Annotated in this window: 18 protein-coding genes; 7 read left to right on the top strand and 11 right to left on the bottom strand. The window is 72.4% G+C overall.

The genetic code is table 11. The annotated features are described in order from the left end of the window. Positions 1-51: 51 nt before the first annotated feature. From WMF24_RS23760 to pilB, 5 genes are all read right to left on the bottom strand, one after another. Positions 52-1,215, bottom strand: a complete 1,164-nt coding sequence (locus tag WMF24_RS23760; protein WP_437738722.1) for an OmpA family protein — start codon at positions 1,213-1,215, stop codon at positions 52-54. Then, positions 1,212-1,538, bottom strand: a complete 327-nt coding sequence (locus WMF24_RS23755) for a DUF4398 domain-containing protein (protein WP_437738721.1) — start codon at positions 1,536-1,538, stop codon at positions 1,212-1,214. The genes WMF24_RS23760 and WMF24_RS23755 overlap by 4 nt, the downstream gene beginning before the upstream one ends. A gap of 118 nt (positions 1,539-1,656) precedes the next feature. Continuing rightward, positions 1,657-2,349, bottom strand: a complete 693-nt coding sequence (lexA, locus tag WMF24_RS23750; RefSeq protein ID WP_437738720.1) for a transcriptional repressor LexA — start codon at positions 2,347-2,349, stop codon at positions 1,657-1,659. A 192-nt stretch (positions 2,350-2,541) separates the two neighbouring features. Continuing rightward, entirely contained in the window at positions 2,542-3,681 is a 1,140-nt protein-coding gene (locus WMF24_RS23745) for a type IV pilus twitching motility protein PilT (RefSeq protein WP_437738719.1), read from the bottom strand. Between the two features lie 4 nt (positions 3,682-3,685). Beyond that, entirely contained in the window at positions 3,686-5,386 is a 1,701-nt protein-coding gene (pilB, locus tag WMF24_RS23740) for a type IV-A pilus assembly ATPase PilB (protein WP_437738718.1), read from the bottom strand. 102 nt (positions 5,387-5,488) lie between these two features. Here pilB and WMF24_RS23735 point away from each other — a divergent pair, with 102 nt between their 5' ends. Together WMF24_RS23735 and WMF24_RS23730 are read left to right on the top strand one after the other, a co-directional pair. Further along, entirely contained in the window at positions 5,489-6,712 is a 1,224-nt protein-coding gene (locus WMF24_RS23735; protein WP_437738717.1) for an FHA domain-containing protein, read from the top strand. Further along, entirely contained in the window at positions 6,709-8,094 is a 1,386-nt protein-coding gene (locus tag WMF24_RS23730) for a serine/threonine-protein kinase (RefSeq protein ID WP_437738716.1), read from the top strand. Before WMF24_RS23735 ends, WMF24_RS23730 begins: the two co-directional genes overlap by 4 nt. Positions 8,095-8,107: 13 nt before the next feature. Here the strand turns inward: WMF24_RS23730 and WMF24_RS23725 are convergent, their stop codons facing one another. After that, the gene (locus tag WMF24_RS23725; RefSeq protein WP_437738715.1) at positions 8,108-8,428 is read right to left on the bottom strand and encodes a hypothetical protein; all 321 of its coding nucleotides are present in this window, start codon (positions 8,426-8,428) and stop codon (positions 8,108-8,110) included. Between the two features lie 122 nt (positions 8,429-8,550). Between WMF24_RS23725 and WMF24_RS23720 the strand changes: the two genes are divergently transcribed. Continuing rightward, a complete protein-coding gene (locus tag WMF24_RS23720) occupies positions 8,551-11,376 on the top strand; it encodes a tetratricopeptide repeat protein (protein WP_437738714.1) in 2,826 nt (941 codons plus the stop codon). A 49-nt stretch (positions 11,377-11,425) separates the two neighbouring features. On the opposite strand, the gene WMF24_RS23715 is transcribed toward WMF24_RS23720, so the two are convergent. Then, positions 11,426-13,570 (bottom strand): M3 family metallopeptidase, encoded by a 2,145-nt coding sequence (locus WMF24_RS23715; RefSeq protein WP_437738713.1) that lies wholly within the window; start codon positions 13,568-13,570, stop codon positions 11,426-11,428. Positions 13,571-13,743: 173 nt separating this feature from the next. Then, the gene (locus WMF24_RS23710) at positions 13,744-15,249 is read right to left on the bottom strand and encodes a PPC domain-containing protein (RefSeq protein ID WP_437738712.1); all 1,506 of its coding nucleotides are present in this window, start codon (positions 15,247-15,249) and stop codon (positions 13,744-13,746) included. A gap of 441 nt (positions 15,250-15,690) precedes the next feature. On the opposite strand from WMF24_RS23710, the gene WMF24_RS23705 reads away from it, so the two are divergent. Beyond that, complete coding sequence (locus WMF24_RS23705; protein WP_437738711.1) at positions 15,691-15,963, top strand: hypothetical protein; 273 nt, start codon at positions 15,691-15,693, stop codon at positions 15,961-15,963. 32 nt (positions 15,964-15,995) lie between these two features. On the opposite strand, the gene pruA is transcribed toward WMF24_RS23705, so the two are convergent. Further along, entirely contained in the window at positions 15,996-17,636 is a 1,641-nt protein-coding gene (gene pruA, locus WMF24_RS23700; RefSeq protein ID WP_437738710.1) for an L-glutamate gamma-semialdehyde dehydrogenase, read from the bottom strand. Between the two features lie 183 nt (positions 17,637-17,819). On the opposite strand from pruA, the gene WMF24_RS23695 reads away from it, so the two are divergent. Next, positions 17,820-18,824 carry a DUF2804 domain-containing protein gene (locus WMF24_RS23695; RefSeq protein ID WP_437738709.1) on the top strand — a complete coding sequence of 335 codons (1,005 nt, stop codon included), beginning with the start codon at positions 17,820-17,822 and terminating at the stop codon, positions 18,822-18,824. 12 nt (positions 18,825-18,836) lie between these two features. Here WMF24_RS23695 and ligA read toward each other — a convergent pair whose 3' ends face one another. After that, positions 18,837-20,867, bottom strand: a complete 2,031-nt coding sequence (gene ligA, locus WMF24_RS23690) for an NAD-dependent DNA ligase LigA (protein ID WP_437738708.1) — start codon at positions 20,865-20,867, stop codon at positions 18,837-18,839. Positions 20,868-20,880: 13 nt separating this feature from the next. Then, the gene (locus WMF24_RS23685) at positions 20,881-21,366 is read right to left on the bottom strand and encodes an NUDIX hydrolase (RefSeq protein WP_437738707.1); all 486 of its coding nucleotides are present in this window, start codon (positions 21,364-21,366) and stop codon (positions 20,881-20,883) included. A 150-nt stretch (positions 21,367-21,516) separates the two neighbouring features. On the opposite strand from WMF24_RS23685, the gene WMF24_RS23680 reads away from it, so the two are divergent. Beyond that, a complete protein-coding gene (locus WMF24_RS23680; protein ID WP_437738706.1) occupies positions 21,517-22,377 on the top strand; it encodes a hypothetical protein in 861 nt (286 codons plus the stop codon). Positions 22,378-22,436: 59 nt separating this feature from the next. Next, complete coding sequence (locus WMF24_RS23675; RefSeq protein ID WP_437738705.1) at positions 22,437-23,255, top strand: carbon-nitrogen hydrolase family protein; 819 nt, start codon at positions 22,437-22,439, stop codon at positions 23,253-23,255. Positions 23,256-23,325: the final 70 nt, after the last annotated feature.

Here is a 23,325-nt window from a genome sequence, read left to right as displayed (position 1 = left end):
GAGGCCGGGCGTACCGACGTACGCCCGGATGGCGTGTTCGCTGGTGCTTGACTACTGCGAGGGCGGCGGGGCCGCCTCCGTGCGGACGAACTGCACGCGCCGGTTCAGGGCGCGGTTCTGATCGGACGTGTTCGGCACGATCGGCCGCTCCATCCCGTAGCCCACCGACGTCAGCCGGGACTCGTCGATCCCCTTGGCCACCAGGTACTTCTTCACCGAGGCGGCGCGCCGATCCGAGAGCTTCTTGTTGTACGCCGCGGCACCCTTGTTGTCCGTATGCCCCTGGATCTCGATCTTGATCTTCGGGTTCTGCTGGAGGACCTCCACCACGGCGTCGAGGATCGGGAAGCTCTCGGGCCGGATCTTGTCCTTGTCGAACTCGAAGTGGATCTGCTGCGTGATCTTGATCTCCTTCTCGGTGACGATGACGAGGCTCGGCTTCTTCGGGCAGCCAGGCTTGTCGCCGCCGACCACGCCCGGCTCGTTCGGGCACTGGTCCTCGAGATCGACCACGGTGTCCTGATCGTTGTCCGGCTCCGGGCAGCCGTCGGCGTCCTCGTAGCCGTCCGGATCCTCCGGATCGTTCGCGCAGTTCTTGCCCGTGCTGTCCTTGTCGTTCAGGTCGGCGACCGTATCGAGATCGTTGTCGAGCTCGGGGCAGCCGTCCTCGTCGAGGTAGCCGTCCTTGTCCTCGGGCAGCAGCACGCAGCTGTCCTTGCTGTCCGTGAGGCCGTCGCCGTCCGTGTCCGGATCGTCCGGGCAGCCGTCGTCGTCCTGGAAGCCGTTCCACGTCTCGGCGTCGCAGGGGCACTTCTTGTCCTGCGGATCGAGCAGCCCGTCGCCGTCGCAGTCGCCGGGCTTCGGCGGCGGCGCCTCCTCGATGAACCCGCGCTCGGCGCACTTCTGCGGCGGCGACAGGTCGTACGCGGCGTGCGTGTTCGCCTTGGCGATGTCGAGGTGCTCCTTCGCGCGGGCGAAGAACCCCTGCTCGAGCTCGACCGTGGCGAACGACAGGTGCGACTTCGCCATCGCCAGCTCGCGCGGCGCGCAGCGGAGCGCGCCGTTGCGCTCCGCCTGCTTCGCGATCGAGCTCAGCGCCTCGATGTCGCCGCGCATCACCGGCACCTGCGCGCAGGAGAGGGCGGACCCCGCGAACGCCACGACGGCGACGACGCCGGCGCGACGCGAGAAACGGCGCGTCCTTCGGATGCTCATCGGCCCGCGCCCTCGTGCGCCTGCTTCGCCAGGGTGATCGCCTTGTCCGCGTACTCCTCCGCGACGTCGGCGAAGTCGATCGCGTCGCCGTAGTCGGCGGCCGCGGCCTCCTCGCGCGCCTTCCAGAGGTGCTCTCGCGCGGTGTAGTACTCGTACGGCGCGTACTTCGCCGCGCCGAGCGCCTCCGCCGTCTCGAGCTTGCTCGAGGCCGAGTTCGCGGTGAATGCGTAGATGGCGCCGCCGCAGCCGCTCGTGAGAGCCGCCGCGAGCACCATGCCCGCGCCTGAAATCCATGTCCCGAATCGCCGCCCGTGCGTCGTCACGATCGCGTTCTTTCTGGAGCGGGCCCCTTGGACCGTCTGCCCGGTCGTCGCGACGCTACCAAGGGCGCTCGGCGCGCGTCAACCGGCTCGGGAAAGGGGAGCGGAGGTTGGACGGAGGTCAGAGCTTCCGGTAGACGCCGACGACCACGCCGAGCAGCATCGCCGGCTTGAAGTCGCTCGCCCTCACCAGGATGGGCGCCATGGCCGCGTTCGCGGGCTGGAAGCGCACGTAGTCCTTCTCGGGGAAGAAGTACTTCACGGTCGCCTCGTCGCCGATCAGCGCCACCACGATGTCGCCGCGCTGCGCGGTGAGCTGCCGGCGCACGAAGATGTAGTCGCCGCTGAAGATGCCCGCCTCGATCATCGAGTCGCCCGTGACGCGCAGGCCGAACACCTCGCGCCCGCCGCGCACGAGCGTCCGCTCGATGCGGACCGTATCGAGCACGTGCTCCTCGGCGAGGATCGGCAGGCCCGCGGCGATCCGCCCGACGACCGCGATCTCGACGAGGTCGTCCTCCTGGTCGTTCGCGGGGGCGTCGTTGCCGCCGCCCACGAGCGCGCCGCGGAGCTCGGCACCGCCGTTCGCGCCGCCGCCGTCCAGGTCGCGCGGGCGGAGGGCGCGCGACTTCATGTCCTCGCGCGTGAGGTAGCCCTTGCGCTCGAGCGCCCGGAGGTGATCGTTCACCCCGTTCGTCGAGCGGATCCCCATATGCGCGCCGATCTCGCGCAGCGTCGGCGGGTACCCGCGCTCGCTGATCGACTGCCGGATATAGTGAAGCACCTGCTGTTGTCGCTCGGTGAGCCCCTGCATCGGGCGGAACCTACTGAACGGTTGGGTAGATGTCAAAAAAGTGTGGGCGCGCCTCTCCACAGGCCCGATTTCCCTGAGGTTTTCAGGGCGGGGGCGCGGGGGCTCACCGACGCGCCGCCGAGCGCGCTGGCTTACCGACGCGCCACGGGGCGGGTCGAGCGTGCAGGGTGAACCGAAGGGCAGGGGACCCGATCAGGGCTGCTTCGCGAGGTTGCTCCGCGAGCTCATCGCCTGGCGGGGCTCGAGCATCGCCCGGATCTCGTCTCCGTCCGCGGCGGCGGCGAACATCTCCTCCAGCGTGATCATCCGTCGCTGGTAGAGCGACACGAGCGACTGGGCCATCGTCTGCATCCCGCTGCCGGCCTGACCCATCTGCATCTGCGAGTAGATCTGGTGGAGCTTGTCCTCGCGGATGAGGTTCCGGATCGCCGCGTTCGGGATCATGACCTCCATCGCCATGACGCGCCCCGGGCCGTTCGCGCGGGGCAGGAGGAGCTGCGTCATCACGGCGACGAGCGTGAACGAGAGCTGCTGGCGCACCTGCGACTGCTGGTGCGGCGGGAAGACGTCGATGATGCGGTTGATCGTCGAGATCGCCGAGTTCGTGTGGAGCGTGGCGAACACGAGGTGGCCGGTCTCGGCGATCGTCAGCGCCGCCTCGACGGTCTCGAGGTCGCGCATCTCGCCGACGAGCACCACGTCCGGATCCTGGCGCAGCGCGTAGCGCAGGGCGTCCTTGAACGACGCCGTGTCGGAGCCGATCTCGCGCTGGTTCACCAGCGAGAGCTTGTGCGGGTGCAGGTACTCGATCGGGTCCTCGATCGTGAGGATGTGGAGCCGCTGCTCGGCGTTGATCTTGTCGATGATGCTCGCGAGCGTCGTCGTCTTGCCGGAGCCGGTCGGGCCGGTCACGAGCACGAGGCCGCGCGGCTTGGAGGCGATGTCGAGCACGACCGGCGGCAGGCCGAGCTCGTCGAAGTTCATGATCCGGAAGGGGATCTGCCGGAAGGCGGCCGCCACGGCGCCGCGCTGCATGTAGATGTTCGCGCGGAAGCGGGCGAGCCCCTTCATGCCGAACGACAGATCGAGCTCGTTGCGCTGCTCGAACTGCGCCACCTGCTCCTCGCTCAGCACCGAGTAGCAGAGCTGCCTCGTGTCGGCCGGCATGAGCGGCGGGAGCTTGAGCGGCACCACCGTGCCGTCGATGCGCAGGAGCGGCGGCGTGCCGCTCGTGATGTGCATGTCGCTCGCGCCCTTCTCCACCATCGCGCGGAGGAGCTGCTGGAGCGTGTACCGGAGGCCCTCCGGCTGCCCGACGAGCTCGGTCGTCATGCGCTCAGTCCCCCATCGTCACGCGGCCGACCTCCTCGGTCGTCGTGACGCCCGCGAGCACCTTCTCGATGCCGCTCATCCGGAGGGTCAGCATCCCGCCCTTGATCGCCGCGGCCTTGAGCTCGGCCGTGGACGCGCCCTGGAGGACCATCTCCTTCAGCGCGTCGGTGAAGCGCATGACCTCGTAGAGCGCGACGCGGCCCTTGTAGCCCGAGCCGTTGCACGTCTTGCAGCCCGCGCCGCGCACGAGCTCCGCGCGCGCCACCTGCTGCTCGGTGAAGCCGAAGTCGAGGAGCACCTTCGGGTCCATGCGCAGCGGGACGCGGCAGTCGGGGCAGATCTTGCGCGCGAGGCGCTGGGCGAGCACGAGGTTCACGCTGGCGGTGATGAGGAACGGCTCGACGCCCATGTTGAGGAGGCGCGAGATCGTCGACGGCGCGTCGTTCGTGTGCAGCGTCGAGAGCACGAGGTGGCCGGTGAGCGCCGCCTTGACGGCGATCTCGGCCGTCTCGAAGTCGCGGATCTCGCCGACCATGATGATGTCCGGGTCCTGCCGGAGGAAGGACCTGAGCGACATCGCGAAGTTCAGCCCGATCTCGTCGTGCATCTGCACCTGGTTGATGCCGTGCAGGTTGTACTCGACGGGATCCTCGGCGGTGCTGATGTTCGAGCCGGTCTGGTTGAGCTCAGAGAGCGCCGAGTAGAGCGTCGTCGTCTTGCCGGAGCCGGTCGGGCCGGTGACGAGGACCATGCCCCACGGCTGGCCGATCGCCCACTTGAAGTCCGCGAGCGGCTTCGGATCGAAGCCGAGCTTCGCCATGTCGAGCTGGAGGTTCGACTTGTCGAGCAGGCGGAGGACGATCTTCTCGCCCCAGATCGTCGGGAGCACGGAGACGCGGAAGTCCATCTCCCGGCCCCTGCCCATCTTCAGCTTGATGCGGCCGTCCTGGGGGAGCCGCCGCTCGGCGATGTCGAGCGAGCTCATGATCTTGAGGCGGCTCGCGATCGCGTTCTTCAGCTTGATCGGCGGCTGCATCTCCTCCATCAGCACGCCGTCGATGCGGTACCGCACGCGGAGCTTCTTCTCGTACGGCTCGACGTGGATGTCGCTCGCGCCCTTCTTGATGGCGTTCAGGAGGATCGCGTTGACGAGCCGGACCACGGGCGCGCCTTCGGCCGCCTTCTCCAGCTCGAGGACGTTCACGTCGTCGGCCTCGACCTGGAAGCCGACCTCCTCCTCGCCGAACTCGCTGAGCACCTCGTCGTACGAGGGCCCGACGTTGTAGGCGCGCTCGATCGCCTCCGTGATGCCCGTCTCGGAGGCGACGACGGGCTCGACGTTGAAGCCCGTGAGGAACTTGATGTCGTCGATGGCGTGGAGGTTCGTCGGGTCGGCCATCGCGACGACGAGCGCCGTGCCCGAGCGCGAGATCGGGATGATCTTGTGCTTCTCGCAGACCTCGCGCGAGACGAGGCGCGAGACCTCCGCGTCGATCTCGTACTCGTCGAGGGCGACGGCCGGGACGCGGTACTGCGTCGAGAGGAAGCTCGTGATCTCTCCGTCGGAGATGTACCCGAGCTTGGCGAGCGCGTAGCCGAGGTTCTGGCCTGTCTTGCGCTGCTCTTCTTGGGCTTGCCTGAGCTGCTGGAGGCTGATGAGCTTTTCGCGGACGAGCAGCTCGCCGAGGCGGTTGGTTGTCGACATCGAGGCCGCAAATCCTGCGGGCGGCGAGGAGGAGAGTCAACGCTGGCGGTTGGGGCCGGCGCGCATCAAGGGTAGGATGTCGGATGGCGAGGATGGCGTGGCGTGAGTCTCTTTGAGTGGTTCGGGCTCAAGCGGGGGGACAGCCGACGCAGGGCGGCAGAGGCCAGGGAGCTCGCCGGCGACCTCGCGGGGGCAGTGGAGCTGTACGTCGAGGCCGGGATGCCGGACGACGCGGCCCGGGTCCTCCTCCTCCGCGCCGACGCCGAGCGGAGCGTCGAGAAGCGGATCGCCTTCTGCGCCACGGCCTCCCGGACGGCCGAGAGCCCCGAGCTCCGGCGGGCGGCGCTCGGGCGCAAGGCGCTGCTCGCCTTCGACCTGGTCCGCGCGCGGGGCGCGAGCGCGATGCGGAGCGAGGTGCTCGCGGTCGCGCGCGAGCTCGAGGCGGCGGGCGAGCTCGAGCGCGCGGCGGACGCGTACGCCCTGGTCGGCGACACCGAGTCGGAGACGCGCGTCCTCGCCGCGGCGGGGGCGATCGACCGGCTCGAGGAGCGGCTCCGCGCCTCGATGACCGCCGAGCGGGACCAGCGCGAGCTCGCCGCGGCGCTGCGGAAGATCGCGGATCTCGACCGGGTGGCGGAGCGCCGCGAGGCGATCGAGGTGGCCGAGGCGTGGCTCGGGGGCGGCCGCGACGGCGAGCGGGTGGCGGACGCGCTGCGGGCGATCCGCGTACGGCTGCTCATGGGGCCGCTCGTCACGATCGAGCTCGGCGGCGCCCTCCAGCGCTGCGCGCTCGGCGACGAGGTCACGATCGGCCGCGGCGAGGCGACCCTCGTCGTCGCGTCCCGCGCTGTCAGCAGGACGCACGCGCGGATCCGGCGCGGCCCGTCCGGCATCGAGGTCGAGGATCTCGGGACGCGCAACGGCACGACGCTCGCCGGCGCGCGGCTCACCGGGCCGCTGCCGGTGGGCCGCGGGGTGCAGATCCTGCTCGGCGGCGAGGTGCCGTGCGCGATCGCGCCGGGGACGGGGCAGGGCTGCGTCGTGGAGCTCGCGGGCGAGCGCTACGCCGTGCCGCTCGGCGATCTTCCCGTCGGTCCGTGGCGGCTCCGCCTCGAGCGGGCCGGCGCCTCGGCGTTCGTCGCGCTGAAGACGCCGCCGGGGGCGCCGCCGCCGTTCCTCGGCGACTACCAGCTCGCCCCGTCGGTCGAGCTCTGCGCCGGCGACGCGATCGCCGCGTCGCGCGGCGGGACGCCGGTCTTCCGGATCCCCGCCGCTGGCCAGGCGGCCGCGGCGCGGCGCGAGGGCGCGGAGGGCGGGCCGGCGTGAGCCTGTGGCAGCGGCTCAAGGAGCGGCTCGGCGTCGCCACACCCGGCGGCGCGCCGGCGGACGCCGACGTCGGCGCCGCGCCGGGCGCGCCGGACGACGGCGAGCGCGCCGATCCGGCGCGCGGGGCCCGGCGGTCGGCGCCCCCGCGCGCCGAGGCGCGCCCGGCGCGCAATCCGACGCAGAAGACGCGCAATCCGCCGCACAAAGAGGGCGTCGACGAGATCGCGCGCCTGAGGAGCGCCGGCGCGCGGGACGGCCCGTCGACGGACGAGGTCATCGCGGTCCTCCGGCGCGCGCGCGGCACGCTGCGGGAGGCCGAGGCGGTGGCGCACCTCGTCGCGGCCATGGAAGAGCGGGTGCTCCCGGATCCGGTGCGGGTGGCGTGCGCCGATCTCCTCGCGGCCCGGGGCGACGAGCAGGGCGCGCTCTCCGTCCTCGAGGGCGCGGCGCCGCCGCGGGAGCGCGGCGGCGCGTCGCGCGCGCAGCCGGTGTCCTCGACCGAGGGGCTCGTCCTCGCGGCCGACCTGTACGCGTCGCTCGGGCAGCTCCCGCGCGCGATCGGCGCGATCGAGCGCGTGCTCGTCCGGGAGATCGGCGCGCCCGGCGCGCGCGAGCGCCACCAGCGCTGGCGCGCGGCGCTCGGCGCGGAGCGACCCCCGGCGGCGCGGGTGGAGGACGTGACGGTCGTCGCGCCCTCGGCCGCCAGGACCCCGTTCCGCCTGCTCCGCGAGGTCGCGCGCGGCGGCGCGGGCGCCGTCTACGAGGCCGAGGACGAGGTGCTCGGCCGGCGCGTCGGGTTCAAGGTCTACCACGGCCGCGGCGGCGACCGGGCGCACGTCACCCGCGAGGCGCGGCTGGCCGCGGCGCTCGCGGGCCCCGGCGTCGTGCGGGTGTTCGACGCGGACCCGGACGAGGGGTGGATCGCGCTCGAGTGGGTAGCGCGCGGCTCGGTCCGGGACGTGCTCCGCGCCGGCGACGCGGCGGCGCTCGCGCCCGTCGCGCGGTGGGCGCGCCCGCTCGCGCGCGCGCTCGCCCGCATCCACGAGCGCGGCTACGTCCACGCCGACGTCAAGCCGGCCAACGTGCTGCTGCGCAACCTCGGCGAGCCCGTGCTCACCGACTTCGGGCTGGCCAGGCCCCGCGGCGCGCCGTCGGCCGGCGGCAGCCCGGGCTACGTCTCCCCCGAGCGGCTCGCCGGCCGGCCGAGCGACCCGCGCGACGACATCTACGGATACGGGCGCGTGCTCGAGGACGTCCTCGTGCGGCTCGAGGCGCTCGGGGTCGAGGGGCTGGCCGCCTGGAAGGAGCTGTCGCTCCGGTGCCTCGGCCCCGACGACGAGCGGCCGGCGGACGGCGTCGCGCTCGTCCGGGTCGCCTGCTGAGCGCCGCGCCGGCTCAGCACGCCTGGAGGCACCGCATGTACAGCTCGAACGCGGCCGCGTCCGTCCCGTCGAACGCGCCGCACGGCACCTCCGCGGCGCACTCCGACGCGCACCGCACGTCGCCCTCGCACGACGCCTCGCTGGACGTGCCGCCGCCCTGGTAGCCGCACTCTTCCATGTGCTCCGCCGCCTCGTCGCACACGCCGCCGCAGCCCGACGCGACCGCGACCGTGAGCGCGAACGACGCGGCGCGCGCTCTTCCGGACGAAGCGGCGCGCGCTCTTCCGGAGCTGCCGGGCGCTTCCGTCCACCAATGACCCCTGCCTTTTCTCATGGGTGCTCTCTCCCGGAGTGATGTCTCTGCGGGGGACCTTACTGCGGCGGGGTTGCGCGCAGGTTGGCAACTCGCTTCGCTTCGGGCGCGGCCCTGGGTAGATTGCTCGCCTACATGCGCGCGTGCACCGAGGGGAGGGCGAGCTGATGCGCCTGGCGATCGTCGCCACGCCGAGCTTGCTCCGCGATCAACGGCCGGCTCCCGGCTCGCTCGACGGTGATCTCATCCGGGCCCGCCTCTCGCTGGACGACGCGGGCTTCCGGGTGATCGACGTCGATCCGGCCCGGGATCTCGCCGAGCAGCTCGACGCGCTGTTCGACGAGCTCGTGGCGACGAGGCAGACGCTCGTCGACGCCGACGAGGCCGCGCGCGAGGAGGCGTCCACCCTGCTCCTCTTCTACGCCTCCAGCGCCGTCGCGCTGTCGCCGGACGGGGAGCTCTTCCTCTGCCTCGACCCCGAGAACCCCGGCGTCGGCGACGCGTTGAGCGACGTCGCCGCGGTGTTCCGCGATCGCGCGCGCGGCGAGGTGCTCTTCGTCATCGAGTGCCACCACGCCCCCGGCGCGCCCTCGCGCGCCGTCGTCGCCGCGGCGGAGCGGGCGGTCGCGTCCCCCGAGACGGGCATCGAGCTGCTCGTCGCGGCCCACCCGATCGGCTCGCTCGACGCCGACCTGCCGTCGGTGCTCACCCGCGCCTTCGTCGAGCACCTCGACGAGGCCGAGCCGGAACGCGGCCTCACCGCCGGCGCGATCGCCCTCCGCGTCCAGGGGAGCCCCGACCTCGCCGGCGCCATCCCGTGCTTTGCGCGCGCAGAGGGGCGGGGCTCCTGCTTCGTGCTCGTCCCGCGCGGCGGCGTCCCGGGCGAGGCCCCGGCCGAGGAGCCCGCGGCCGCGCCGCCCGACGCCGCGGGCGACGGGCACGCCGCCACGACGCCCGCGCCGGCGCCGGACGATCCGGTCGCCCAGTACCTCGCGGCCGGCGACACGCTCATCGCCGCGTCGGACCTGGAGGGCGCGCTCACGGCGTACAAGAAGGCGCTCGCGCTCGTCGGGACGGCGCAGCGGGACGCGCGCGCCGAGGTGTACCTGCGCATCGCGCACGTGCGGTGGCGCCAGGAGCGGCACCGGGAGGCGATCGAGGGCTTCGAGAAGGCGCTCGCGCTCGCGCCGGAGCACCGCCCCGCCCTCGAGGCGCTCTGCGAGGTGCACCTCGCAGAGCGCGACCTCGCCGGGCTGCGCACCACGGAGGAGCGGCTGCTGTCGCGGATCGAGGGCGACGCCGAGCGGTTCGGGTACCTCGTCCAGTCCGCCGAGCGCTGGGAGATCCACGCCGGGGACACGGACCGGGCGCGGGAGCTCCTGGAGCGGGCGCGGGAGCTCCGCCCCGACGACGCCGCCGTGCTGCGCAGCCTGGGCCGGCTTTACGAGGAGGCCGGCGACGTCCAGGCGTCGCTCGACGCGCGCCGCTGCCTCATCGAGCTCATGGAGCACCCGCGGCAGCGGGCGGTCGCGTTCCTGGAGCTCGCGCGCGCGGCGATCCAGGGCGAGGCGCGCGCGACCTTGACCGAGGTCACGCGGGAGCAGGCCGGCATCGACCTGCTCGAGCGCGCGCTCGACGCCGATCCCACGCTGCTCGATCCGCTCGCGCTCATCGCCGTCCTCCTCTCGGCGCGGCAGGAGTGGGGCGAGCTCGAGCTCGCGTACCGCCGCATGCTCGACCGCGCGCAGCGCATCGCCGATGCCCGCACGCGCAGCGATGTGGTCTGGGAGCTGTGCCGCCGCCTCGGCCTGCTCTTCCGCGACCACCTCGAGGATCCCGGCTCCGCGCTCGACGCGTTCGAGGGCGCGGTGGCCGAGCGGCCGGACGACGTCGCGGGGCGGCTGAGCGCGGCGTCGCTCGCGCGCAGCGCGGGCCGGCTCGAGCGCGCGGCGGCGCACCTCCAGGCCGCGGCGGTGCTCGATCCCGGCAACGTCCAGGTGTTCCACGACCTGTTCGACACGTTCCAGAAGCTGCGGCGCACCGATCAGGCCTGGGCCGCGGCGAGCGTGGCCGTGTACCTCGGCGCCGCCGAGGCGCGGGAGCGCTTCCTCTTCGAGGAGCACCGGCCGGCGGGCCTCGTCCAGCCCGCGCGCGGGCTGACCGCCGGGGCGTGGGATCTGCTGCGCGCGGCCGATCGCGATCGCGCGCTCGAGGAGGTGCTCGCGTCGGTCGCCGACGCGGCGATCCGCGCCCGGCTCGCGCAGCGGGCGCGGGAGAAGAAGCTCCCCCGGCTCGATCCGGCCGCGCGCGCCGAGGCGGAGCGGAGCGCGGCGGGCGTCGTGCGCCTGTTCGCGTGGGCGAGCCGGTGTCTCGGGATCGCCGCGCCGGCGCTCTACTTCCTCAAGGACGCGCCGATCGGGGTCGCCGCGGTGCCGGTGGGCGAGCCGAGCGTCCTCGTCGGCGGCGAGGCGCTCCGCGGGCGGACCGCCGCCGAGCTCGCGTTCCTCGTGGGCAGCCATGTCGCGTACCACGCCGGCCCGCACCGCCTGCTCCTGCATTTCCCCACGCTCGAGGAGCTCGGCATCTGCCTGGCCGCCGCCGTGAAGCTGGCGCGCCCCTCCGAGCCGGTCCCCGCCGAGCTCGACGGCGCGGTGCGCGCGCTCGTGCCCCTGCTCGACGACGAGCTCACCGCGGGCGAGCGCGACGCGCTCGAGGCGGCGGTGTTCGAGCTCTACGAGATCCGCGCGCCCCTCGATCTCGCGCACTGGGTGGGCTCGGTGGAGCGCTGCGCTGCCCGGATCGGCTATCTGCTCACCGGCGAGCTCTCGGTCGCGGCGTCGTCGCTGTCGCGCGCGGACGCGCCGGGCGTGCTGACGGCGGAGGAGAAGATCGGCGATCTCCTCTCGTTCACCGTCTCGGACGCCCACCACGCCCTGCGCGAGGAGCTCGGCGTCGCGATCCAGCCCTAGGGCCGGCGCGCGCTCGGCGCCCGCGCGCCGGGCGTCCTCTCGCGCGCGCTCAGCGCTTGCCCTGCAGGTAGGCGAGGTACGCGTCGTGGTTCGCCGCCCGGCCGAGGAAGCGGGCGACGAGCTCTCCTGCCTCGACGCCGCCCCCCTTCGCGAGCACCTCGTCGCGGAAGGCGCGCGCGACCGCGGGGTTCATCAGCCCCTCCTGCTGGAAGCGGGTGAGCACGTCGCGCGAGAGCGACAGGGCCCACTGGTAGCCGTAGTAGCCCGCGTCGTACGTGATGAGGTGCCCGAAGCTCGACTGGAGGTGCGTCCCCTTCACGAAGGCGAACGACTCGTTCGCGCGCTGCGCTTGCTCCACGACCCGCGTCGTGTCGAAGCCCGGATCGCGCGCGTGGAGCTCCAGATCGATCGTCGCGAGGGTGAGCTGCCGCTGCGTCGCGAGCGCCCGGCCGAAGCCTCGCGCGCGGGTCATCGCCTGGAAGAGATCGTCCGGGATCTTCTCGCCGGTCGCGTGGTGCCTCGCGAACAGATCGAGCACGTCGCGCGACCACGCCCATTCCTCGAACATCTGGCTCGGCGCCTCGACGAAGTCGCGCACGGTCGCCGTCCCCGAGTAGGAGGCGAGCTCCGAGCGCGTCAGCAGGTGGTGCAGCACGTGCCCGAACTCGTGGAAGAACGTCACCACGTCCTCGTGGGACATGAGCGCCGGCTGCGCCCCCGGCTTCGGGAAGTTGCACTCGAGCGCCGCGACCGGCGTCTGCCACGACCCGTCGTCGAGCCGCTTCGCCGTGCGCACCGAGAACATCGCCGCGTGCTTGTACTTGTCGGGCCTGCTGTACAGGTCGAGGTAGAATTTTCCGACCACCTCGCCCCCGGAGCGCACCTCGTACGCGGTCACGTCGGGGTGCCAGGCCTTCGCGGGGACCTCTCTGTACTCGAGGCCGTACATCCGCGCGGTGATATCCATGAGCCCCTGCTTCACCGCGCCGATCTCGAGGTAGTCCGAGAGCGCCTGCGAGTTGAACTGGTACCTGGACGCGCGGACGCGGTCTTCGAGGAAGTACCGCTCCGAGGGCGGGAGCTTGTCGGTCGGCTTGCCCCCGAGCCGCACGTGCTCCTTCATGAGCTCGGCGAACTCGGCCTTCGCGGGCTCCTTCAGCGCGGCCCTGACCTGATCGAGGAAGGCGCGCACCGCGCCGCTCGTCCTGGCCATCCGCGGCTCGATGGCGTAGTCGGCCCAGCTCTTGTAGCCGAGCATCTTCGCCTTCTCCGAGCGGAGCGCGAGCAGGCGCTCGAGCAGCTTCACGTTCTTCTCGCCGCCGCGGTTCGTGAACAGCACGTACAGATCGAGCGCGGCCTTGCGGTCCCTGGCGTAGGTCACGAACGGGAAGAAGTCGGGGTAGTCGGTCGTGATCTCGACCTTGCCGTTCGCCTTGGGCGGGTGCTTCGCCACGTACTCCTTGGGCAATCCCTCGAGCGAGGCGGGCGCGATCTCGATCGCGCCGATCGACGCGGACAGGTTCGACATGAACTCCTGTCCGATGCGGGTGATCTGCTCGTTCACGTCGCGCAGGCGCTGCTGCCGGTCTTTCGGCAGCGACAGCCCGTTGCGGCGGAAGTCGCGCAGGACGTCGGAGAGGAGCCGGGCCCGCTCTCCTTTCAGCGTCTCGCGCGTCTCGCTCTTCTCAGCGTACGCCTTGATGACGGCGGCGAGATCGGCGTCCAGCCACATCGCGGTCGTGAACCGGTCCACCTTGGGCTCGCAGAGCCTGGCGGCCTCGCGCACGGCGGCGTCCGGGTGCGCGACCCCCATCAGGTACGGGAAGTCGCCCGCGCTGTTCACCTCGAGCACCGCGTTGTCGAACCGCCCGAGGGTCGCGGCGTATGTGAGCTCCTCCGGCGGCGCGCCGTTGAGCGCCCTGATGGCGTCGAGGTGCGCCTCTGCCGCGCGCAGGTGGTCGTCGCAGAGCTGCTTCACCCCGTCCACGGTGATCCCCGGCGCCACGGGGTCGAACTCGGCGCGCGCTGGCGCTTCGGGCGCCTCTTTCGTGGCCGCGGGGGAGCTCGTCGCCGGCGTCGCGCTGCCGGGCGCGGGCGGCGAGGCGACAGCGCCGGGCCGGGGGCCGGCGCTGCAGGCGACGAGCAGGAGGAGCGAGACGAGCCCGCCGCGCGCGGGCGAGTGGCCGACCTTCATGGTGCTCCGGCTATATCACGGCCCGCCGGCGGGCTCGGGCGCGCCGCCGGCCGGACCGTCGGAGACGTCGAGTTCCGGAACGTGGAACGTGGGGAGAACACGGCCGCGTGTGTCGGCCGGGGCCCGGCGGCGCCGGCTCCCGAGGGGAGCGCGGCGCCGCGAGCGTCGTAGCGTCAGTTGCCCGGGATGAAGCCGAAGACGCAGTCGTAGCTGCGGCTCGTCACGTCGGCGGCGGGCGTGCCGGCCGACACCATGGCGATCAGCCGGTTCTCCGCGGGGGTCGCCGGGAGATCCTTCCCCACGATCTCCAGGTCCGCCGCCTCGCTCTCGGTGTGCGTGTACCCGTCGCCGAGCTCCGTGCCATCGCCGTTCAGCAGCGTGACCTTGAGCTCGCGCAGCCCGGAGCCGTGGCGCTGCGCTCCGCAGAAGGCGGAGACCTTCCATGTCGCGTCCGCGCCTTCGGGCAGCGGGAGCGCGTAGTAGTCGGTGTCCGGGGCGTCCCCCTCGGCGATCTCGCCGTCCACGGTATAGGCGATGCCGCCGCCGCCGATATCGAAGGAGTACAGGTCGCCCTCCGGCGTCGTGGCGTCGTTGTTTGTCGACTCCTGGGCTTCACGACCGGAGATATCGAGCCGGTTGTGAAGGAGAACATAGAAGTCGTTCGCCCCCACCTCTCCCTGCGGGCGCTTCACGAAGACAAGGTACTCGGCCTCCTCGCCGGCCTTGACGGGGACCTCGATGCTGCCGCCCTTCGAGGGGTCGACCTTCGCGTAAGGGGTGGTCAGATCCGCCGCGTCGAACACGGCGATCTCGCTGACGTCCACCGTGGAGCCGCTGCCCTCGGCGCCGGGCGGGGCCGAGAGGAGGAACGACGCCTTGAGCCCGTGCTCGGCGGCGGGGGCCTCGGGCAGCGTGAAGGAGTAGACGTCGACGTCCGTGGCGCTCTCGAAATCGCCGATCAGGAACGTCGTGTAGTACCCCGTGTCGTCGGCGAGCGCCTCGTAGTGGAGCGGCAGGGCCTGCGTCTCGTCGTCGTTCGGCTCCTTGTCCTCGATGAGGCTGTCGTCGTCGGCGGCGGCCGGATCGAGCGACGAGATACCGATGGCGTAATCGAAATTCTCGATGTCTTCCGCGGGCGCGCAGCTGCTCGGTCCCAGCGCGGACGTGCACTCCTCGACCACCACGTAGTAGTCGCCGTCGGCGGGCAGGACGGTGATGAGCCGGCTGTCGTTGCCGCCGCCCAGCGGCGGATCGTCGTTCCGGGCGATCTGGTTGCCTTGGGCGTCGAGCAGCGAGACAACGAGATCGGGATATGTCGGATCGGTCTCGTCCTGTTCCGGCTTCGCGTCGGTCGTGACGTACAGGATCTGCCCCTGGGTGCCGGTGAAGCGGTAGAAGTCCTGATCTGTGTCGACCGGATCGAGCGTCTCCTGCACCCCGTCGCCGTCGATCTCGATCGATTCGGCGGTCTCGATGCTGTCGTTCTGATCTCCCTGTTCGCCTCCCGAAGAGGTGGTCGTGGTGACGCCGCCGGTCGTCGAGGAGGAGCTCGTGGCGCCTCCTGCTCCTCCGGCGCCGCCCTGGCCGCCGGCGCCGCTGTCGTCATCACCGCCGCAGGCCGCGGCGGTCGCTGCGATCGCGCCGAGCACGAAGCAACCGAGGAAATGGATCGATCTCATGACACCTCCAACGTCTGCTGCTCTACAGCAGCCTCTGCTGTAGTTGTATAGGAATAGTGTGCCTACACTGCAGGCGGTCCCGCGTGCCACGAAAGCGCAAGATTTCGTCGGGCGGAACTCTGGAGATGTGGAAAGGATGAGCCCTGATCTACAACTGGATCTCGATCGTGGTGAAAATGAACTGTCGAGTCCGTTGCGCGGCGCCCGGGACGGTGCTGACTCGAGGCCAGACGGCCTGAAGAGAGTACCAGTCTCGACGCGCGAGCTCACGAAGGCTGTCGCGACATGGCTGCTGTGAGAGCTCACCGGCTCGACGCCTCGCCGGCGGTGCGCGCTTTACACGCGGTCTCCGGTCGAGCTGCCGGCGCGCGGCCGCCCCGCAGCTCGCCTCTCGCCGCCGGCTCGTCAGCGTGCTCCGATGGCGGCTGGAGCCTCCCCGCCATGCCCCGTCGCGCGCTCGTCCTTGCCCTGCTGCTCGCCTCTTTCGCCCCTGCCTGCTCGAGCAGCGACCCGTGCGAGGTCGTCTGCGCCAGGAACGCCGCGTGCCAGCCCGACGGCCCCGGAGAGGAGACCTGCACCGCCCTGTGCAACGAGCTGTCCGATCGCGCTTCCTACGCGACGGCGATCGAGCGCCAGGCCGAGTGCTACGAGTCGGAGGACTGGTCCTGCGAGGCGCTCGCGGGCGGCGCCTGCGACTACTCGGCCGAGGATTGAGCGGCGGGGCGCGCTGACGCGCGCCGCGCTTTCTACTCCGCTGCCATGAACGGGTAGGCGACCGCGCGCGACGGGGCGAACGTCTCCTTCACGACCCGCGGCGAGACCCACCGGAGCAGGTTGAACAGGCTGCCGGCCTTGTCGTTCGTGCCGGAGGCGCGTGCGCCGCCGAACGGCTGCTGCCCGACGACGGCCCCCGTCGGCTTGTCGTTGATGTAGAAGTTGCCCGCGGCGAAGCGGAGCGCGTCGCTCGCCCTCTCGATGAACGCCCGGTCCCGCGCGAAGACCGCGCCGGTGAGGCCGTACGGCGACGTCTCGTCGCAGAGCGCGAGCGCGCTCGCCTCCTCGCCGTCGGGGTAGACCCAGACCGTGAGCACCGGTCCGAACAGCTCGTCCGTCATGAGCGGGTGGCGCGGGTCCGCTGTCTCGACGAGCGTCGGCTCGACGAACCAGCCGTCGCTGCCGTCGTGCGCGCGCGCGCCGCCGCCGCAGACGAGCGAGCACGCCGCGTCCTTCCTCGCCGCGGCGATCCGCTCCGTGAGCCGGGCGTGCGCGCGCCCGTCGATCACCGCGCCCATGAAGTTGCGGAAGTCGGCGACGTCGCCCATGCGGATCGCCTGGATGTGGCCGGCGAGCCGGTCCCTGAGGCCCGGCCACAGCGAGCGCGGGATGTACGCGCGCGACGCCGCCGAGCACTTCTGCCCCTGGAACTCGTAGGCCCCCCGCACGAGCGCCACAGCGAGCGCGTCGACGTCGGCGCTGGCGTGCGCGAAGACGAAGTCCTTGCCGCCGGTCTCGCCCACGATGCGCGGGTAGCTGCGGTAGCGCCCGATGTTCTCCCCGATGCGGCGCCAGATCGACTGAAAGACCGCGGTCGAGCCGGTGAAGTGGACGCCCGCGAGCTCCGGATGATCGAGGCAGGCGTTCGAGACGAGCTCGGGCGGACCCATGACGAGGTTGATGACGCCGGGCGGGAGGCCCGCCTCGATGAGCAGCTCCATGACGAAGTGCGCCGAGTACAGCGCGTTCGCCGACGGCTTCCACACCACCGTGTTGCCCATCAGCGCCGGGGCCGCGCAGAGGTTGCCCGCGATGGCGGTGAAGTTGAACGGCGTCGCCGCGAAGACGAAGCCCTCGAGCGGGCGGGGCTCGGCGAAGTTCCAGGTGCCGGCCGCGCTCGCCGGCTGCTCCGCCGCGATCCGGTGGGCAAAGTGGACGTTGTAGCGGAAGAAGTCGATGAGCTCGCACGCCGAGTCGATCTCCGCCTGGTACGCCGTCTTGCTCTGCCCGAGCATCGTCGCCGCGTTGAGCACGGGGCGGTACCGGGTCGCGAGCAGCTCGGCCGCCTTGAGGAACACGGCGGCGCGCGCCGTCCACGGCGTCCTCGACCAGGCGGGGTGCGCCCGCCGGGCGGCATCGATCGCGCGCGCCACGTGCTCGGCGCCGCCCTGGTGAGCCCGGGCGAGCAGCAGGTCGCGCCGGTGCGGCGCGCGGACCTCGTCGAACGCGCCGGTGCGGACCGCCTCGCCGCCGATGACCATCGGGATCTCGATGGTCTCCCGCGACCTGCGATCGAGCTCGGCCTTGAGGGCCGCGCGCTCGGGGCTGCCAGGAGCGTACGCGAGGACGGGCTCGTTCTGAGGGCTCGGGGGCGCGGCGATGGCGTCGATCATGACGCCGAGTCTAGCGGGGGAGACGCGGGTGCGCAGCGCTCCGACGCCGTCGCGCACCGTCATCGGATGTCGCCCCCGTGAGCCGGACGGCCGTACGGGCGAGCGCTCGCCGCATTCCGCGGATGCCATGTTTCAGGAGCCGCCCGCCTTGGGCAGCGTCTGCGTCGCCGCTACGCTCGTCGGATGCGCGAGCTCCTCACGCCGCCGGATGCGTTCCTCGATCCGATCACCGGGGCGGTGCGCGTCGGCTCGTATCGCGGCGAGCTCCCCCGCGTCGATCTGACGCCGTTCGCGCCGCGGAGGCTCGACCGGCTGCTCAGGCACAAGCGGTGGACCTACGTGTCGATCGTGTCGGACGAGATCTTCATCGCCGCCGCGGTCGTCCACCTCGGCTACCTCGCGAACGCGTTCGGCGTCGCCTTCGACAAGGTCGGCCGGCGGCTGCTCGTGGACCGCTCCGCGTACGGGCCGCCGTTCGCTGCGAGCGTGGGCGACGTGGGCGGCGAGGGCAGCTCTGCGCGCGCGTGGCTGCCCCGCGGGCGCGTGCGGATCGAGCGCCCGCGCGGGGAGGCGACGATCGCGGTCACCGCCGCCTTCCGCGGGATCGATCTCCGCGCGCGGCTGGATCCGCGCGCGGCGCCGCCGGCGATCTCGGTGATCGCGCAGCCGCCGGGCGGCGTGCTGATCGCGACGGAGAAGCGGCAGCTCCTCGGCGTCGAGGGCGAGGCGTCGGTGCTCGGGCGCCGGATCTCGCTCGACGGCGCGCTCGCCAGCTACGACTACACGAGCGGCCTCCTGCCGCGCCGCACGACCTGGCGCTGGGCGCTCGCGCTGGGGCGCGCGCAGAGCGGCGAGCGCGTCGGGCTGAACGTGGGCGAAGGGTTCGTCGGCGACGCCGAGTGCGCCCTCTGGGTCGAGGGCGATCTCATCCCGCTCGCGGAGGGCCGGTTCACCTTCGACCCGGCGCGGCCGCTCGACCCCTGGCACGTGCGGACCGCGGACGACGCCGTGGATCTGCGGTTCATCCCCGGCGCGGCGCACTCGAACCACACGAACCTCGGCGTGCTCGCGTCCGAGTTCCTGCAGCCGATCTGCCTCTGTTCGGGCACGGTCCGCCTCCCGGGCGGGAGGGTCCTCGAGCTCCGCGACGTCCTCGGCCTGACGGAGGACCAGGTGATCACCTGGTAGCGGTCCGCCCGATCAGCCGCCGCGGCGCTCGGCGATGAGCCGGTCGAGGTCTTCCTCGGTGATGAGCTTCGTGCCGTACTTGCGCGCCTTCACCGCCTTGCTCGACGCGGAGGCCACGTCGGCGAGGACGAGGTAGTTGAGCTCCTTCGTGACGCTGTTCAGCACCCGGCCGCCGTTCGACTCGACGAGGTGCGTGAGCTCGCCGCGGGGGCGCGCCGCCGCGCCGGTGAAGCAGAACGTGAGCCCCGCGAGCGGGCCCTCCGCCTCGGGCGCGACCGGGACGATGCCCCCGGCGATGAGCCGCGCGATCTCGTCGCTGCGGGCGCGCAGCCCGCGGACGATGCTCGCGGCCTTGATGGCGCCGAGGCCCGGGATGTTCGCGAGCTCGTCCTCGCCGGCGGCGAGCAGCTTGTCGATCGTCGTGTACCCGGCCGACACGAGCAGCCGCGCGGTCTGGATCGCGAACCCCTCGATGCCGAGCGCCGCGAGGAAGACCGGCAGCGTGAGCGGCAGCCGGCTCCTGAGCTGATCGAGGCACTTCGTGGCGCTCTTCTCGCCGCGCCGATCGAGCTCGGCGATGTCCTTCACCGTGAGCTTGTAGAGGTCGAGCGGCTCTCGCACGAGGCCCGCGGCCACCACCTGCTCGATCAGCTTGTCGCCCCACTCGAGCGCGCCGATCGCGTCGATCCAGTTGTGGATGCGCCCCTCGATGAGGGCGCGGCACCCGGCGTTGCGGCAGAGGAGGTACTCGCCCTCGACGACGAGCGGCGCGCTGCAGACCGGGCAGGTCGACGGCGGCACCGCGACGGGGCCGCGCTTGTCGACGACCTCCTCGACGTACGGGATCACGTCGTTGCGGCGCGAGACGAGCACCTCGTCGCCCACGCCGATGCCGAGGCCCCGCACGTTGGCCGCGTTGTGCAGCGAGGCGCGCCGCACGTTGGCGCCGGCGAGCTCCACCGGCTCGACGATCGCCACGGGGGTGACGCGGCCGCTCGGCCCGGTGTCCCACTGGATCGCCACGACGGTCGTCACCTTCGCGGGCGACGCGAACTTGAAGGCGACCGCGCCGCGCGGCCTCCGGTTGACGTCGCCGAGCAGCCCCTGGAGGTGGAGCGAGTTCACGTAGACGACGAGCCCGTCGATCTCGTAGTCGAGCCCCGCGCGGAGCTCGCTCGAGTACCGCCGGTAGAGCTTCACGACGTCCTCGACGCTCCCGTGCGCGGTCTGCGGCGTGGCGAAGCCGAGATCGCGCAGCCAGGTGAAGCGCGCCTGGCACGTCGGGATCTCGAGGTGGTCGGCGACGTCGTAGAAGAGCACGGTGCAGTGCTCCGCCCCCTGGCCGTCGAACCGCTTGGCCGCGCCCGCGGCCATGTTGCGCGGGCTCGTGACGCCGGGGAAGTGGCGCTTCATGTCCGAGAGGCGGAGGATGATCTCGCCGCGCACGGACAGCCGTCCCTTCTCCCGGATGCGCGACGGGATGCCCTTCATCCTCGCGACGTTCGCGGTGATCCGCTCGCCCCACTCGCCGTCGCCCCGGGTGATGGCGTCGACGAGCTTGCCGCCCTTGTAGATGACCTCGATGGAGATGCCGTCGAGCTTCTCCGCCACGAAGAGGTCGTCCGCGACGCTCGCGACGGCGGTGTCCGCCGGCTGCCCGCCGCCATCGCCGTCCGCGCCCTGCGCGTCCTTCGCGAGGATCTCGTCGCAGCGGGCGACCCAGGCCCGGAGCTCGTCCTCGGAGACGACCTTGTTGAGCGAGCCCATCGGGATCTCGTGCCGCGCCTTCTCCCACTCGGTGATCAGCGAGGCCGAGCCGACGCGCGCGAGCACCGGGTGCGTGGGATCGAGCGCGCGCAGCTCGTCCTCGAGCGCGTCGAACGCCGCGTCCGAGATCTCGGGGTGCCCGGCGTAGTAGCTCGCCCTGTACTTCTCGATGCGCTCGGCGAGCTCATCGATCCTCGCCCTGTGCTGCGGATCCGTCGTGAGCCCGCCCTGCAGCGCGCTGCGCGCGCCGGTCTCGTCGTTGTGTGCCTGCGTCATCGCTTGCCTCGGCTCACTCGAGCTCCGTGTCGCCGCCGCGCCGGGCGGCGGCGAGGAAGTCGCCCATGCCCATCGCCAGCTCGGTCGGGAGCTCGTCCTCCCGGAACAGCCTGACCTCCCGGATCTCGAGCGGGTTCTGGGGAGGGCGCGTCGGCTCGCCGATCCGCGCGGCGACGACGACCGTCACGGCGTGGAAGCGGATGTCGCGATCGGGGCGCGAGTACACGCCCACGACTCGACCCACATCGACCTCGGTGACGCCGGCCTCCTCCGCGAGCTCCCGGACCACGGTGTCGCGGAGCGACTCGCCCCACTCCAGGGTCCCTCCCGGGAGCGCCCACGTGCCGGTGTCGCTGCGGCGGATGAGCAGCCATCGGCCGTCGGCGGTCTGCGCGGCGGCGGAGATCCCGACGACGGGTCTCCGGAGAAGCGCGCGCGCGACCTCCTTGGCCAGGGCGAGCACGGAGCGCGGTAACAACGACAGGGGAGCGATTTCCATGAGAATTTTCGTGATCTGCCGGCAAAGCATAGAAGCGATCGGCGGCTGCCGGGAGAGGGTACCGCTCGACCTTTGTCGTTCGTGAGGGGGCCGGGAGCTGCGCGGCTCGGGCTCGGCCCCGGGGGAGAGGCAGGCTACGCTCGTCCCATCATGACATTCGTGCGGCGGGCGATGCGCGCCCCTGTCGGGCGGTACGGCCGCGCTGTCCTGTACGGCGTGGCGACATGCGGCGCGATGCTCGCGGCCGCGTCGCTGCCGAGCTGTACCGAGGAGCGGCTCCCGCCGCCGCGCCCCCATGCCGGCTCGTCCACCGGCGCTGGCACGTCGGGAGGCGCGTCGCCCGACGCGGGCTTCGACGAGGGGCCCGGGCCCGCGAACCTCTGCGAGTGCGTCGCGGCGTACGGCGGTGAGGCCGGGCGCTGCGGCGATTGCTTCAACGAGCACGCCGCCCGCGGCGCGCGCTGCGAGGCGCAGCTCGCGGCGTGCGACGGGGAGCCCGGGTGCAGGCAGATCAGCCTCTGCCTCAACGCGTGTGGCCGCGACAAGGCGTGCCAGGCGGGGTGCGTGTTCCCTGAGGACGCGGGCGCCGCCGAGCGGGCGTTCCAGCAGGTGCTCGCCTGCGTGTGCGCCGCGTGCGGCGCGAGGTGCGCCTACCACAGCGCGCCGCTCGAGTGCCCTGAGCCGGACTTCGGGCCGGATGGTGGAGATGGCACGGCGGGCGCGGGCGGGGCTGCGGGCGCGGGCGCGGGCGCGGGCGGGGCTGCGGGCGCGGGCGAGGGCGGGGCTGCGGGCGCGGGCGCGGGCGGGGCTGCGGGCGCGGGCGGGGCTGCGGGAGCCGGCGGGGCGCCTGGCGCGGGCGGAAACGCGAGCTCGAGCGGGACCGCGGGTGCGGTCGGGACCGCGCAAGCCAGCGCGGGCGGAACTGCGGGAGCCGGCGGGGCGCCGGGGGCGGGCGGGGCTGCGGGCGCGGGCGGGAGCGCGGCCGCGCCCGTAGATCGCGGCGTCCGGTGAACGCCGTGCGTTCCTCGGCGCGCGGTCCACGCCGGTGCCTCGTGCGGTAGGCTTGCCGCATGCAGAAACCGGTCATCTGGGCGGCGCTTCAGCTCTCCAGCCAGGAGAACGTGAGCGAGAACCTGGCGCGGGTGGAGGCGCGCGTCGCCGAGGCGGCGCGTCGTGGGGCGACGACGGTCGTGCTGCCCGAGAACTTCGCGTACATGGGCAGCGAGGAGGGGAAGCGCAACATCGCGGAGGATCTCGACGCCGGCGGCGGCCCGATCGCGCAGCGCCTCGCCGACGCGGCGAGCTCCGCCCGCGTGACGATCGTGGCCGGCGGCTTCCCCGAGCGCGCGCACGACCCGGCGCGTCCGTACAACACCTGCGCGGTCTTCGCCCCCGACGGCCGGCTGGCAGCCCGCTACCGGAAGATCCACCTCTTCGACGTCGAGATCGCCGACGGGACGAAGTACCGCGAGTCCGCGTCGACGACCGCCGGCGAGCGCCCCGTCGTCACCGAGATCGACGGCGTGAAGCTCGGGCTGTCGATCTGCTACGACGTCCGGTTCCCGGAGCTCTACCGCGCGCTCTCGGCGGCGGGGGCGGAGGCCATCGTCGTCCCTGCGGCGTTCACGCTGCTCACGGGCAAGGACCACTGGATGGTCCTCCTCCGCGCGCGGGCCATCGAGGCCCAGGCCTACGTGATCGCCGCGGCGCAGTGGGGCAAGCACCCTGGTGGGCGCGCCACCTTCGGGAAGTCGTGCGTGATCGATCCCTGGGGTGAGGTGATCGCTCAGGCCTCGGAAGGGGAGGGGATCGCGATGGCGATGCTCGACCCCGCCTACCTCGATCGGGTGAGGGCGAATCTACCGTCGCTCAAGCACAGGCGACTCTGATCGCGATGTCATGGGGGCAGGGAATTTGTCTCCGCATCCGGGAGAGAGCGCGGCGCCGGCGCTCCACACG

Origin of the sequence: Sorangium sp. So ce1335, assembly GCF_051521615.1 — a bacterium.
In the GTDB taxonomy this organism is placed as follows: Bacteria; Myxococcota_A; Polyangia; order Polyangiales; family Polyangiaceae; genus Sorangium.
Note: the sequence above shows the minus strand (reverse complement) of the source record. Positions and strands in the feature narration are given on the sequence as shown.